Raw genomic sequence first — 12,815 nt, 5'->3', positions numbered from 1 at the left:
TATCGTATGCTACGTGACTTGTCTGCAGTAGATCTCTAGCCAAACTTTGGTTTTTGAAGATCATGAATTTAATAGATTTTTCTAGTTCTCCTGTTTCATTGTTGCCACCTATTGTCGCTTTGACTTTGGCGATTTTGACTCGACGTGTATTAGTTTCCTTGGGTGTAGGTATCGTGCTAGGTGCGGTGCTACTTAATAGCTGGTCTATCAGCGACACCGCAGGTTACGTCAGTTCTCAAGTTTCTTCTGTCTTTATTGAAGATGGCGGAATTAACACTTGGAACATGAGCATTGTTGGTTTCCTAATCTTATTAGGTATGACAACAGCTTTATTAACGCTATCTGGCGGTACTCGTGCTTTTGCTGAATGGGCACAATCTCGAGTGAAGAGTAAACGCGGCTCCAAACTTCTTGCCGCCTTTTTAGGCGTATTCATTTTTGTCGATGATTACTTTAATAGCCTTGCTGTTGGTGCGATCTCTCGCCCAGTAACCGATCGCTTTTATGTGTCTCGCGCTAAGCTTGCGTACATTCTAGACTCAACCGCTGCTCCAATGTGTGTAATTATGCCTGCTTCTAGCTGGGGGGCTTACATTATTACTATTATTGGCGGGATCTTAGTCTCACATGGGATCACAGAGTATTCGGCTCTTGGCGCATATGTTCGTCTTATCCCAATGAACTTCTACGCCGTTTTTGCGCTGCTAATGGTGTTCGCTGTTGCGTGGTTTGGTCTTGATATTGGTAAAATGCGTGAGCATGAGATCTCTGCATCGCAAGGTCGTGGCTTTGATAAAGATAAAGAAAATGACTCGCAAGAAGCGCATGACCTAAACGAAGAGCTAGATATCCGTGAAAGTGAAAAGGGTAAAGTGTCAGATTTGATACTTCCTATCGTAACGCTGATTATCGCGACTATCGCTTCAATGCTTTACACGGGTGGCCAAGCATTGGCTGCTGATGGTAAAGAATTTGCGCTTCTTGGTGCTTTTGAAAATACAGATGTAGGTACATCACTAATCTACGGTAGCTTGCTTGGCTTAGCAGTTGCACTGTTTACTGTTGTGAAGCAAGGTCTACCAATGGCTGAGATCACACGTACACTTTGGATTGGTGCTAAGTCTATGTTTGGTGCGATTCTAATCTTAGTATTTGCCTGGACCATTGGTTCTGTTATCGGTGATATGAAGACTGGTACTTACCTTTCGACAATGGCGCAGGGCAACATTAACCCGCACTGGCTACCAGTTATCCTATTCTTGTTGTCTGGCCTGATGGCGTTCTCAACAGGTACTTCATGGGGTACGTTCGGCATCATGCTTCCAATCGCTGGAGACATGGCTGGCGCAACAGACGTAGCGCTAATGCTACCGATGCTGAGTGCGGTTTTAGCTGGTGCGGTATTCGGTGACCATTGTTCACCAATCTCAGATACGACTATCCTGTCATCGACGGGTGCACGTTGTAACCACATTGATCACGTATCAACACAGCTACCTTATGCATTATCAGTCGCGCTTGTTTCATGCGTCGGCTTTATTGCCCTTGGTATGACTGCTTCAATTGCGTTTTCGTTCATTGCAGCGTCGATAACATTCGTTATCGTTTGCGCTATTTTGTCATGGCTTTCAAAGTCTAAAATAGCGTCTTGCCAGAGTGCGTAAGTTGTTTTGAATAGATTCGTTACAGAGGGAAGCTCCGCTAATTTAGCGGAGCTTTTTTTTAACGCGACTTAGGTGAGGGGGGCAATCGCGTTTTTGGGGATAAAAGTCTCGTGTTAAGAGCGAATTGTTTGTGTACCGAGCTCTCCTTGATGGGCTGTAATGGAAAAGCAATCCATCTTCTTCTTAGTTCTAAGCAAAGACTATGCCCATTTTAAGCTTTTGATTTTTAATACAGCAAAATACGCATGGTTGCGATGCAGAGTTAACTAAATGATATCTAAAGAGTTACCTGTTACACAGTGTTACGTTACACCTATACAGTATTTAAACATTTAAGTTGTATTTCTTTATTAATCGATAAAGCGTTGTTCTTGAAATGCCGAGATGACGTGCAGCCGCACTCATATTGTGTTTATTTTCTTCGATAGCTTGCAGTAGGTAGTCGAGATCAATTTGGTCCACAGAAGGGAGCAATTGCCTCTCATTGTTATCAAGGCCCAAGTCAGCGACGAGAAGCGTGTGATCTTCACACATGACAATTGCTCGTTGGATGACATTACGCAGTTCTCTTACGTTGCCTGGCCAACGATGTTTGAGGAGCTTGGCTTTTACCTTATCAGACATTTTTTGTACCTGACCATGAGACAGATCTGCTAGGAAGTGTTCAGATAAAATAATAATGTCTTTTCCACGCTTTCTCAGTGGAGGGATAGTTAATGGCAATATATTAAGCCGATAGAATAGATCTTCACGAAATCCTCCTTGTACGACCTCATTTTTCAAATCCACGTGGCTTGCTGCAATGACCCTACAGTCCACGTCAATGAATTTATCCGCTCCGACTTTATGGATTTGTTTACTCTCCAAAAAGTGAAGGAGGTGGATTTGTAAGTCTGGTGGCATGTCACCAATTTCATCAAGAAATAGGGTGCCTTTATGTGCCTTTTGAATAAAACCTATACGCTCTGAGATTGCGCCTGTAAATGCTCCTTTTTCATGGCCGAAAAGCTCGGATGCAATAAGACCACTTGGAATGGCTCCACAGTTGACTTCCACAAAAGGTGCTGAGTGTCTGTTCGACAATTGATGAATAAGGCGAGCGCAAAGACCTTTCCCAACACCAGTTTCACCCTGAATGAGGACTTCAGCATCACATTGAGCGTACTTTTGTATTGCAGTACGAAGTTCTTGGATACAGGCACTATTGCCGATCAACGGGTATAGTGCCATATCGTCGAAATCTACAGCTTGTTTATTACTACCGTTACGCAGTTTCATTGTTAATCACTATTTTTTGCCCCACTCTAATAATAGTTTTGAATGACTTGTCTCAAACGTGAGTTGCTGTCTCTTTATTGAGAAAAGTGTCAATTAATGGGTTGGGTACGGTCTAAATAGTTGTTTTGGTGAATATTCATACTATTCTTCGCTTTCTTCGTCAGAGTAGAGCTGATTGGAGGTGTTCTTTCCACCAGAGTATTCCATATGGAAAAGAATTTAATTTCATTTAAATCAATGTCTTGTGAAAAATATTTAGAAAATATTCAATTGAGTATTGAAAAATATAGAATCCTTAGTTAGTGTGGTTACTAACAAAGCAACTCAAAAAGAGCCTTAAATAAGTATGCGTAATTTTGTAATGAATATTCATCACCATCATCACCCAATCTAGTCTTTCGGGCGATGTACGCATACCCGGGAGGCAGGAAACTCCCGGAGGTAAAATCAAAGTAAAAGCAGATTTTAAACCCTCGGGAGACTTCAATCTCCCGAGGGTTTTTTAGTTTTATTAGTTTGAAAAATACTTAGATATCAAAATCTTGCATAGGGACAAAGCAATGCAAACACAACGTTTAAGAATCGCAATTCAGAAAAAAGGTCGTCTTAGCAAAGAGAGTCAAGCTCTACTAAAACAGTGCGGCGTAAAGTTCAACGTAATGGGCGAGCGTTTAGTTGTCCATTCTGAAAATATGCCAATTGATTTACTCTTGGTTCGTGACGACGACATCCCAGGTTTAATTATGGATGGCGTGGTTGACCTTGGCTTTATTGGCGAAAATGAACTAGAAGAAGTTCGCCTTGACCGCAAAGCATTAGGTGAACCCTGCGAGTTTGTTCAGCTTCGTCGACTTGATTTTGGTGGCTGTCGTTTATCTATCGCAATCGACAAGGACGAAGAGTACAACGGTCCACAAGACTTAGCTGGCAAGCGTATTGCTACAACGTATCCTCAACTTCTAAAAGCGTACATGGATGAAGCCGGCGTTCCATTCTCTACATGTATGCTGACAGGCTCTGTAGAAGTTGCTCCTCGCGCGGGTCTCGCTGATGCTATCGCTGATTTGGTTTCTACAGGTGCAACACTGGAAGCGAACGGCCTTAAAGAAGCTGAAATTATCTTCAAATCAAAAGCGACATTGATTCAACGCACAGGTGAGTTCGACGCAGACAAAGTGGCGCTAATCGAAAAGCTGTTAACTCGCATGCAAGGCGTACAACAAGCAAAAGAATCTAAGTACATTATGCTTCACGCCCCAGCAGAGAAGTTAGATCAAATTAAAGCACTACTGCCAGGTGCTGAAGATCCAACTGTTCTTCCTCTTTCTGCAGATAAGCAGAAAATGGCTGTTCACTTGGTGAGTTCTGAAAACCTGTTCTGGGAAACAATGGAACAGCTGAAAGAGTTGGGCGCAAGTTCAATTCTTGTTCTACCAATTGAAAAAATGATGGAGTAAGCATCATGAGAACAGTCGTTTGGCAATCATTAAGTGAGAATCAGCAAGACTCTATTTTGGAGCGCCCTGCTATTGCAGAAGGTGCCAATATCACCACTGCTGTGGCCGAAGTTATTGCTAAAGTTCGAGAAGAAGGTGACTCTGCTCTTATTGAGCTGACAGAAAAGTTTGACCGTGTTAAGCCTGAATCCATTCGTGTTTCTTCTCAGGAAATTAAGGCAGCGTCAGAGCGTTTGTCAGAGTCAATGAAGAGCGCACTAGAGCAAGCTTACGCCAATATTTCTAAGTTCCACAAAGCGCAAAAGCCGCAACCGATCAAGGTGGAAACCCAGCCAGGTGTCCTTTGTGAACAAGTAACACGCCCAATTCAAAAAGTGGGTTTGTACATTCCTGGTGGCAGTGCGCCTTTGCCATCGACTGTTTTGATGCTCGGCGTTCCTGCAAAAATTGCAGGTTGTCGTAAAGTCGTTCTTTGTTCTCCACCCCCAATCGCTGATGAGATCCTTTATGTCGCGAAACTGTGTGGCATTGATGAGGTGTATAACGTCGGTGGTGGCCAAGCAGTTGCTGCAATGGCTTATGGCACCGAGACTGTATCGAAAGTAGATAAGATCTTTGGTCCGGGCAACGCTTACGTGACCGAAGCAAAACGTCAGGTAAGTAATGATTTCCGTGGTGCTGCGATTGATATGCCAGCAGGGCCATCAGAAGTGCTTGTGATTGCCGATGAAACCGCAGATGCAGACTTTATCGCTGCGGATCTTTTGAGCCAAGCGGAACACGGTCCTGATTCTCAAGTGGTATTGGTGACTCCTTCTCCTGTGATTGCTGATCAAGTGACGGATGCGGTTCAACGTCAGCTTAAGGAGCTATCTCGTGCAGACATCGCAGAAAAGGCTCTGGCATCAAGCTTGATCATTATTTCCGAGTCGATGACGCAGTCAGTTTCTATTTCCAATTACTACGGTCCTGAGCACTTGATTGTTCAGACTAAGAACCCTCGTGAGCTTCTACCTCTACTTGATAATGCAGGCTCTATCTTCCTTGGGGATTGGTCGCCTGAATCTGCGGGAGATTACGCATCGGGGACTAACCACGTCCTTCCTACTTACGGTTACACACGTACTTATTCAAGCTTAGGTTTGGCGGATTTCTCTAAACGAATGACGGTTCAGGAGCTTTCTGCTGATGGTTTAAAGAACCTTGCACCAACGGTAGTCACGATGGCTGAAGCGGAAGGTCTGGACGCTCACAAACGTGCTGTTACTATCCGCGTAGAAAAATTAGCAAGTAAGTAAGAATAAGAGAGTAATGAGATGGAAAAGCTAGCGCGTAAACAAGTCCAACAGCTTACCCCTTATATGTCGGCTCGCCGAATCGGTGGTACGGGTGACGTATGGCTAAATGCCAACGAATCACCATTTAACAATGAATACAAAACAGACTTTGCTCGTCTTAATCGTTACAGCGAATGCCAACCGAAAGAACTGATTTCCGCTTACGCAGCGTATGCGGGTGTGAAACCAGAACAAACACTGACTTCTCGCGGCGCAGACGAAGGTATTGAGTTATTAATTCGTGCATTCTGTGAGCCGGATGAAGATGCGATTCTTTACTGCCCACCAACTTACGGTATGTACGCCATCAGTGCAGAAACCATCGGTGTAGAGCGCAAAACCGTGCCGCTAACGTCAGATTGGCAACTAGACCTTGCAGGCATCGAAGCTAATCTGGATAACGTGAAACTGGTTTTTGTATGTTCGCCAAACAACCCAACGGGTAACTTGGTTAAGCGTGAGGACATTGTGTCTCTGCTTGAGATGACAAAAGACCGTGCAATCGTGGTGATGGATGAAGCGTACATCGATTTTTGTCCAGAAGCGTCAACGGTAGACCTACTGGCGCAATACCCGAATCTTGCGATTCTGCGTACTCTGTCGAAAGCTTTTGCGCTTGCAGGTCTGCGTTGTGGATTTACGCTTGCGAACGAAGAGCTGATTAATGTACTTCTTAAAGTTATCGCACCTTACCCAGTCCCAGTTCCAGTGGCAGAAATTGCGACTCAGGCGCTTTCGGAAGCTGGTTTAGCACGAGCGAAGTTTCAAGTTCTCGATTTGAATGCAAACCGTGCTTACTTGCAAGTTGGCCTTTCAATGATTCCGGGTTTGGAAGTGTTTGAAGGGTGGGGGAACTACCTATTGGTGAAATTCCCAGATGGCGATGACCTTTTCAAAGCGGCTTGGGATACGGGCATTATTTTGCGTAACTCGCCAATTGAAAACTGTGTGCGTATCAGTGTGGGTAACCGTGACGAGTGCGAAAAAACGCTTGGATTTATCAGAAACTACTACGCATAAATAGAGACAGAATTTATCGCTCTCGCTCAATAGCGGGAGCGCCAAAAGAATAGCAATAAGGAAGTTCGAGTGAGCAAACAACAAAAAATCCTTTTTATTGATCGTGATGGCACCTTAATTGTCGAGCCGCCGATTGATTTTCAAGTAGACCGTTTAGATAAACTAAAACTGGAACCATTTGTTATCCCAAGCCTGTTGTCGTTGCAGGATGCAGGATACCGCCTAGTGATGGTCACGAACCAAGATGGTTTGGGTACAGACAGCTACCCACAAGCTGATTTTGATGCACCGCACAACATGATGATGGAGATCTTTGAGTCTCAAGGTGTGAAGTTCGATGACGTACTGATTTGTCCTCACTTTGATGAAGACAACTGCTCTTGCCGTAAGCCTAAATTGGGCTTGGTAAAAGAGTACCTTCAAGGTGGCAAAGTGGATTTCCAAAACTCTGTTGTGATTGGCGATCGTCAAACCGATCTTCAACTTGCAGAAAACATGGCAATTCGTGGCATTCAATACAACCCAGAAACCATGGGTTGGAAACAGATCCTGAAAGATCTGACGGTGAAAGCGCGCGTGGCTGAAGTGGTCCGCACCACAAAAGAAACAGACATCAAAGTATTAGTTAACCTTGATGAGCATGGCGGCAATGACATCTCAACTGGTCTTGGTTTCTTCGACCACATGCTGGATCAAATCGCGACGCACGGCGGGTTCCAAATGGTGTGCAAGGTGGAAGGTGACCTACACATTGATGATCACCATACGGTAGAAGACACCGCTCTTGCGTTGGGTCAAGCGCTGAAAGAAGCACTAGGTGACAAGCGTGGTATTGGTCGCTTTGGCTTTAGCCTGCCAATGGATGAGTGTTTGGCACAATGTGCACTAGATCTGTCTGGTCGTCCTTACCTTAAGTTCGACGCGCAATTCAGCCGTGAGCAAGTGGGTGATCTTTCAACAGAGATGGTGGTTCACTTCTTCCGCTCTCTGACTGACACATTAGCATGTACGTTGCACCTTTCTTCTGCGGGCAACAATGATCACCACATCATTGAAAGCCTATTTAAAGCGTTTGGCCGTACTTTGCGCCAAGCAATCAAAGTAGAAGGCACTGAGCTACCAAGTAGTAAAGGCGTGCTTTAAGGCTAACCTTAACAAGGAGAAAAACAGTGACAGAACAGAAAGTTGTCATTATCGATACTGGCTGTGCCAACGTTTCTTCGGTGAAGTTTGCCATTGAACGCCTAGGATATGACGTAACGATTTCAAAAGATCCGCAAGTCGTATTATCGGCTGACAAGCTATTCCTACCGGGTGTGGGAACCGCCAGCGAAGCGATGAAAAACCTAGAAGAGCGTGACCTGATCAGTTTAGTAAAACAGGTAGAGAAGCCGCTGTTGGGTATCTGTTTAGGCATGCAACTTTTGGGCAAAGTGTCTCAAGAGAAAGGGCAGAAAGCCGACGAGTTAGTTGAGTGTCTTGGACTTTGTGATGGCGAAGTGAAGTTGTTACAAACCGGCGATTTACCGCTGCCGCATATGGGGTGGAATACAGTGTCTGCAAAAGCAGGTAACCCACTTTTCAAAGGTATTGAAGAAGGTGAGTACTTCTACTTCGTGCACAGCTTTGCGATGCCTGTTGGAAATTACACGATTGCGGAATGTGAATACGGCAACCCGTTCACAGCAGCAGTACAAAGCGGTAACTACTACGGCGTGCAATTCCACCCTGAGCGTTCTTCAAAAGCGGGCGCGAAGCTTATTCAAAACTTCTTAGAATTATAATAGGGATTTAGTGTGATTATTCCAGCTCTTGATTTAATTGAAGGACAGGTGGTTCGCCTTTATCAAGGTGATTACGGCCAAGTAACCGAGTACAAAGTCGACCCAGCAGAGCAGTTCAACTTGTACCACCAAGCAGGTGCTAACTGGTTGCACTTGGTGGATTTAACTGGCGCGAAAGACACGACAGCACGCCAGCTTGATTTGATTGCAAAGCTACTAGCAAGTACACCAGCAAACATCCAAATCGGTGGTGGTGTGCGTACAGAGCAAGACGTTATTGATCTGTTAGAAGCCGGTGCTCAGCGTGTTGTTGTTGGTTCTACAGCAGTAAAACAGCCAGAGCTTGTGAAAGGTTGGATGGAAAAATACGGCTCGGAGAAAATCGTTCTCGCGCTAGACATCAACATCGACCAAGACGGCACACGTAAAGTAGCGATCTCTGGTTGGCAAGAAGATTCAGGCGTGACTATCGAAGCTCTGATCAACGATTACCTGACGGTAGGTTTGCAGCACGTGCTTTGTACGGACATTTCTCGTGACGGTACGCTAGAAGGCTCAAACGTAGAGCTTTATGTCGACCTATGTAAACAGTACCCACAAGTGCAGTTCCAATCTTCAGGCGGCATCGGCTCATTAGCGGATATCGAAGCACTAAAAGGCAGCGGTGTGGCTGGCGTGATTGTTGGTCGCGCGCTGTTAGATGGTAAGTTCACAGCAGAGGAGGCATTTGCATGCTGGCAAAGCGAATAATTCCATGTCTTGATGTCCGTGATGGACAAGTGGTAAAGGGCGTTCAGTTCCGCAATCACGAGATCATTGGCGACATCGTTCCTCTGGCACAGCGTTATGCGGAAGAAGGCGCTGACGAGCTTGTGTTCTACGATATTACCGCTTCAAGTGATGGGCGTGTCGTTGACAAAAGTTGGGTCGCTCGCGTTGCTGAAGTGATTGATATTCCCTTCTGTGTCGCTGGTGGTATTAAATCAGCGGAAGATGCAGCGCGCATTCTTGAGTTTGGTGCAGACAAAGTGTCTATTAACTCACCTGCATTGGCTAACCCGCAACTGATTACTGACCTTGCTGATAAGTTTGGTGTGCAATGTATCGTCGTTGGTATCGATTCATACTACGACAAAGAGACAGGCAAGTATCAGGTTTACCAGTTTACTGGCGATGAAGAACGCACCAAAGCAACTCAATGGGAAACACGTGATTGGGTGCAAGAAGTACAAAAGCGTGGCGCTGGTGAAATCGTACTGAACATGATGAACCAAGACGGCGTACGTAACGGTTACGATATTGAACAACTTAACATGGTGCGTGAAGTGTGTAACGTGCCATTGATTGCATCGGGTGGGGCAGGTGCTATGGAGCATTTCGCAGAAGCCTACCAAAAAGCAAATGTGGATGGCGCGCTTGCCGCATCGGTATTCCACAAACAAGTCATCAATATTGGTGAACTAAAGCAGTATTTGAAACAACAAGGCATTGAGGTACGACTATGAGTGTGAAAGCCGCCGAAGTAAGTTCGCTAGCTGAGCGAATCAACTGGGAAAAGGTGGATGGTCTGGTACCTGCTATCGTACAAGATTTCCAATCAAGCCAAGTGCTGATGATGGGTTATATGAACCAAGATGCGTTGGCAAAAACGGGCGAAACAGGTCAAGTGACGTTTTTCTCTCGTACCAAGCAGCGTCTTTGGACGAAAGGTGAGACTTCTGGCAACGTATTGCAATTGGTGAACATGCAGCTCGATTGCGATAACGATACGCTGCTGGTGAAAGTGAATCCCATTGGTCCTACGTGTCACTTGGGTAACACAACTTGCTGGGATGTGGACCCTCAAGAGGAGTCACAAATGGTGTGGCTTCATCAACTTGAGCAGCTATTGGCTGCCCGCAAGAGTGCCGACCCAGATTCCTCTTATACTGCCAGTCTTTATGCCCGTGGCACCAAGCGTATTTCGCAAAAAGTGGGCGAAGAAGGCGTTGAAGTCGCGCTTGCGGCGACGTCGGGCGATAAGGCGGAGTTAGTGTGTGAATCTGCGGATTTGATTTACCACTTAATGGTATTGCTTCAAGACCAAGGCTTATCGATGAATGACGTAGTGAACAAACTGAAAGAGCGTCATAAGTAAGCTTGCGATAAGTGAAAGCCCCTATGCTCTCGAGCCTAGGGGCTTTTTACTTTAGTGTTCTTGATTCGGGGCAAAAACCGGCAACAGTGCTGGTGGCGATTAGATTCTGAATCACGCTCGTCCCTCGCTGTTCAGAATGACGGTATATTTTCTAATGGTACTTGCAGTAGAGTTATTTACTTCAAATAGGTACATATATTAACGTCACTCCAACGAACCTAGGCGAAGTCAAGAATCCAATTAAATCGAGCTCAATAAGCTAGGAGTGGATGATCTTACCCACAACACTTCTTAAATTTCTTACCGCTTCCACAGATACACGGGTCGTTACGACCTACTTTTAGGCTACTCACTGGTTGGTTTAGGCGAGGATCTTGTTCTGGTTCTTCTTCTAGCTCTTCTTCTGGAAACGTGCCGTCAATGTAGTACCAAAGCCCATTTTCTTTTACAAAGCGAGAACGCTCTGTCATGCAGTAGCGTTTGCCGTCTTCATCAAAATAAGCGCTAAACTCTACAAAGCCTTCATTGTCATTACTGCCAGCTTCTGTTTTTACAACTTCAAGTTTGCACCAATCGCTGTCGATAGATTGGGCAATGTCTTCACGTTGCTCTTCTGCATTACAGCTTGGGTGGTACGTGTTCACCACGTAATCGACTAGACCTAACACATGCGCACTGTAACGAGAGCGCATTAACTGCTCTGGAGTGGTGACGTCAGCGTGGTTATTGTGGGCAATTTCACAACACTGTTGGTAGGTGCGGTTAGATCCGCAAGGGCAAGAAGAAGCCATAAAATGAAATCTCGATTAATTAAGCGGTAAAAACAAACAACCTCACAATTGCGAGGCTGGAGGTGAGGCATTATAGCGATTTAGGGCGTTTGAGACAGCAGTTCTTGAGCCCATTCCGTCGATTGATTAAAAGCGTCTGCTAATTGAGGTTCGGTTAATTTAAGAACGGTGCAATATCGCTCGGCTAACTCCCAGTCCGCTTGTTCGTAGGCGATCGTCATCGAAAGTAAGTGACCAAGTACGCCTTTTCGACTGGTTAATGCGAGTTTTATATCTTCGTCAACGGGGATATCTTCAATGACATCCGAGAGCGGTTGATCGAGCAAAGATCCGAGTAAAGAAAACATGCCTGTCAAAAAAGCCTGCCCAGGGTCATACCTAGTGTTCATTTGACTAAGTAACAGTTCACACATTCGTGCACGCTGAATCGCTAAAGAGTAAAGAGAGTCAGGTTTATCTTCTTGAACGGACGCAATCGCAACTAAGGAAATAAAGCGTCGTAGTCGCTCTTCACCCAGATAAATAAGCGCCTGTCTGAACGATTTGATCTTAGTCGTTAATGTATATCCTGAATTTACGTAAGTAAGCAGCTTGTATGACAGCGTCACATCAATCGAAAACAGACGTTCAACCTCATTGAAGTCGATGGGCTTATCAGCAATCTCTTTACAAAGTTGGATGACGGTAAGAAACGCGGGGTTCAACCGTTTTTTCTGGATCATCTCAGGTTTGCTAAAAAAATACCCTTGAAAATAGTTAAAACCGGCTTCTAGAGCTTGCTCAAACTCTTCATAGGTCTCTACCTTTTCCGCAAGAAAGTCGATTTTAAATGGGCTCAACGCCTGAATAAAAATGGCAGCTTTCTTGATCGGCACAAGTCTAATATCAAACTTGATCATGGAAACGTATGGAAGAAAACGCTTCCAAGCTTTCGTCGGAACAAAATCATCCAGAGCAATTTTGTATCCGCACTCATGAAGGTGCTTGATGGCTTCTAACAGTTCTTCTGTCGGTTCGCAGTCTTCAAGGACTTCAATGACGAGAGATTCTTTAGGGAACAAAGTTGGGACCAAGTTCACCAAGCTTTGATGCGGAAAGTTAACAAAGCCAAGTTTGTTTCCTAATGTGTTGTAATGCGTCGACAAAAAATGATCGGATAGCAGTCGACTAGTAGCCAGCTCTGGTTCTACTTCAGGGAAGGTATTTTTAGGGCCGTCTCGAAAGAGGAGTTCGTAACCTATGGTTCGTTTTTCTCTATCCAGAATCGGTTGGCGAGCTACGTAAGAATACTTCAATTAGGTACTTCGTTCTGTTTAACTTAGTATTATGATAATAGCGATTTTTTAC

The 12,815-nt window shown here is 44.9% G+C and carries 12 protein-coding genes and 1 other annotated feature; of the genes, 9 read left to right on the top strand and 3 right to left on the bottom strand.

Features of this window, described 5'->3' with window-relative positions; translation table 11 throughout:
• The first annotated feature begins 62 nt into the window (after positions 1-62).
• Entirely contained in the window at positions 63-1,664 is a 1,602-nt protein-coding gene (tet(35), locus tag UQW94_RS17005; RefSeq protein ID WP_213871566.1) for a tetracycline efflux Na+/H+ antiporter family transporter Tet(35), read from the top strand.
• A gap of 324 nt (positions 1,665-1,988) precedes the next feature.
• Here tet(35) and UQW94_RS17000 read toward each other — a convergent pair whose 3' ends face one another.
• A complete protein-coding gene (locus tag UQW94_RS17000) occupies positions 1,989-2,942 on the bottom strand; it encodes a sigma-54 dependent transcriptional regulator (protein WP_322142428.1) in 954 nt (317 codons plus the stop codon).
• Between the two features lie 369 nt (positions 2,943-3,311).
• Positions 3,312-3,449 (top strand) — a sequence feature (His leader region).
• 53 nt (positions 3,450-3,502) lie between these two features.
• Between UQW94_RS17000 and hisG the strand changes: the two genes are divergently transcribed.
• The 8 genes from hisG (at position 3,503) to hisIE (ending at position 10,677) form a co-directional block, all read left to right on the top strand.
• Entirely contained in the window at positions 3,503-4,399 is an 897-nt protein-coding gene (gene hisG / locus UQW94_RS16995; protein WP_005378180.1) for an ATP phosphoribosyltransferase, read from the top strand.
• 5 nt (positions 4,400-4,404) lie between these two features.
• Entirely contained in the window at positions 4,405-5,697 is a 1,293-nt protein-coding gene (hisD, locus tag UQW94_RS16990; RefSeq protein WP_033905089.1) for a histidinol dehydrogenase, read from the top strand.
• An 18-nt stretch (positions 5,698-5,715) separates the two neighbouring features.
• Positions 5,716-6,756 (top strand): histidinol-phosphate transaminase, encoded by a 1,041-nt coding sequence (gene hisC / locus UQW94_RS16985; protein ID WP_322142427.1) that lies wholly within the window; start codon positions 5,716-5,718, stop codon positions 6,754-6,756.
• A gap of 69 nt (positions 6,757-6,825) precedes the next feature.
• Positions 6,826-7,899 carry a bifunctional histidinol-phosphatase/imidazoleglycerol-phosphate dehydratase HisB gene (hisB, locus tag UQW94_RS16980; protein ID WP_132936561.1) on the top strand — a complete coding sequence of 358 codons (1,074 nt, stop codon included), beginning with the start codon at positions 6,826-6,828 and terminating at the stop codon, positions 7,897-7,899.
• Between the two features lie 26 nt (positions 7,900-7,925).
• Positions 7,926-8,540, top strand: a complete 615-nt coding sequence (gene hisH / locus UQW94_RS16975; RefSeq protein WP_322142426.1) for an imidazole glycerol phosphate synthase subunit HisH — start codon at positions 7,926-7,928, stop codon at positions 8,538-8,540.
• A 12-nt stretch (positions 8,541-8,552) separates the two neighbouring features.
• Positions 8,553-9,290 (top strand): 1-(5-phosphoribosyl)-5-[(5-phosphoribosylamino)methylideneamino]imidazole-4-carboxamide isomerase, encoded by a 738-nt coding sequence (gene hisA, locus UQW94_RS16970; protein WP_182016147.1) that lies wholly within the window; start codon positions 8,553-8,555, stop codon positions 9,288-9,290.
• Complete coding sequence (gene hisF / locus UQW94_RS16965; RefSeq protein WP_004749837.1) at positions 9,272-10,045, top strand: imidazole glycerol phosphate synthase subunit HisF; 774 nt, start codon at positions 9,272-9,274, stop codon at positions 10,043-10,045. Before hisA ends, hisF begins: the two co-directional genes overlap by 19 nt.
• Positions 10,042-10,677 (top strand): bifunctional phosphoribosyl-AMP cyclohydrolase/phosphoribosyl-ATP diphosphatase HisIE, encoded by a 636-nt coding sequence (hisIE, locus tag UQW94_RS16960; RefSeq protein WP_005533681.1) that lies wholly within the window; start codon positions 10,042-10,044, stop codon positions 10,675-10,677. The genes hisF and hisIE overlap by 4 nt, the downstream gene beginning before the upstream one ends.
• A gap of 275 nt (positions 10,678-10,952) precedes the next feature.
• Here hisIE and UQW94_RS16955 read toward each other — a convergent pair whose 3' ends face one another.
• On the bottom strand, positions 10,953-11,468 hold the full coding sequence (locus UQW94_RS16955) for a YchJ family protein (protein WP_033905094.1): 516 nt from the start codon (positions 11,466-11,468) through the stop codon (positions 10,953-10,955).
• An 80-nt stretch (positions 11,469-11,548) separates the two neighbouring features.
• Positions 11,549-12,763 (bottom strand): EAL and HDOD domain-containing protein, encoded by a 1,215-nt coding sequence (locus UQW94_RS16950; protein WP_005378158.1) that lies wholly within the window; start codon positions 12,761-12,763, stop codon positions 11,549-11,551.
• Positions 12,764-12,815 lie beyond the last annotated feature (52 nt).

This window comes from Vibrio sp. PBL-C16, from assembly GCF_034321865.1.
GTDB classification, from domain to species: Bacteria; Pseudomonadota; Gammaproteobacteria; order Enterobacterales; family Vibrionaceae; genus Vibrio; species Vibrio alginolyticus.
Note: the sequence above shows the minus strand (reverse complement) of the source record. Positions and strands in the feature narration are given on the sequence as shown.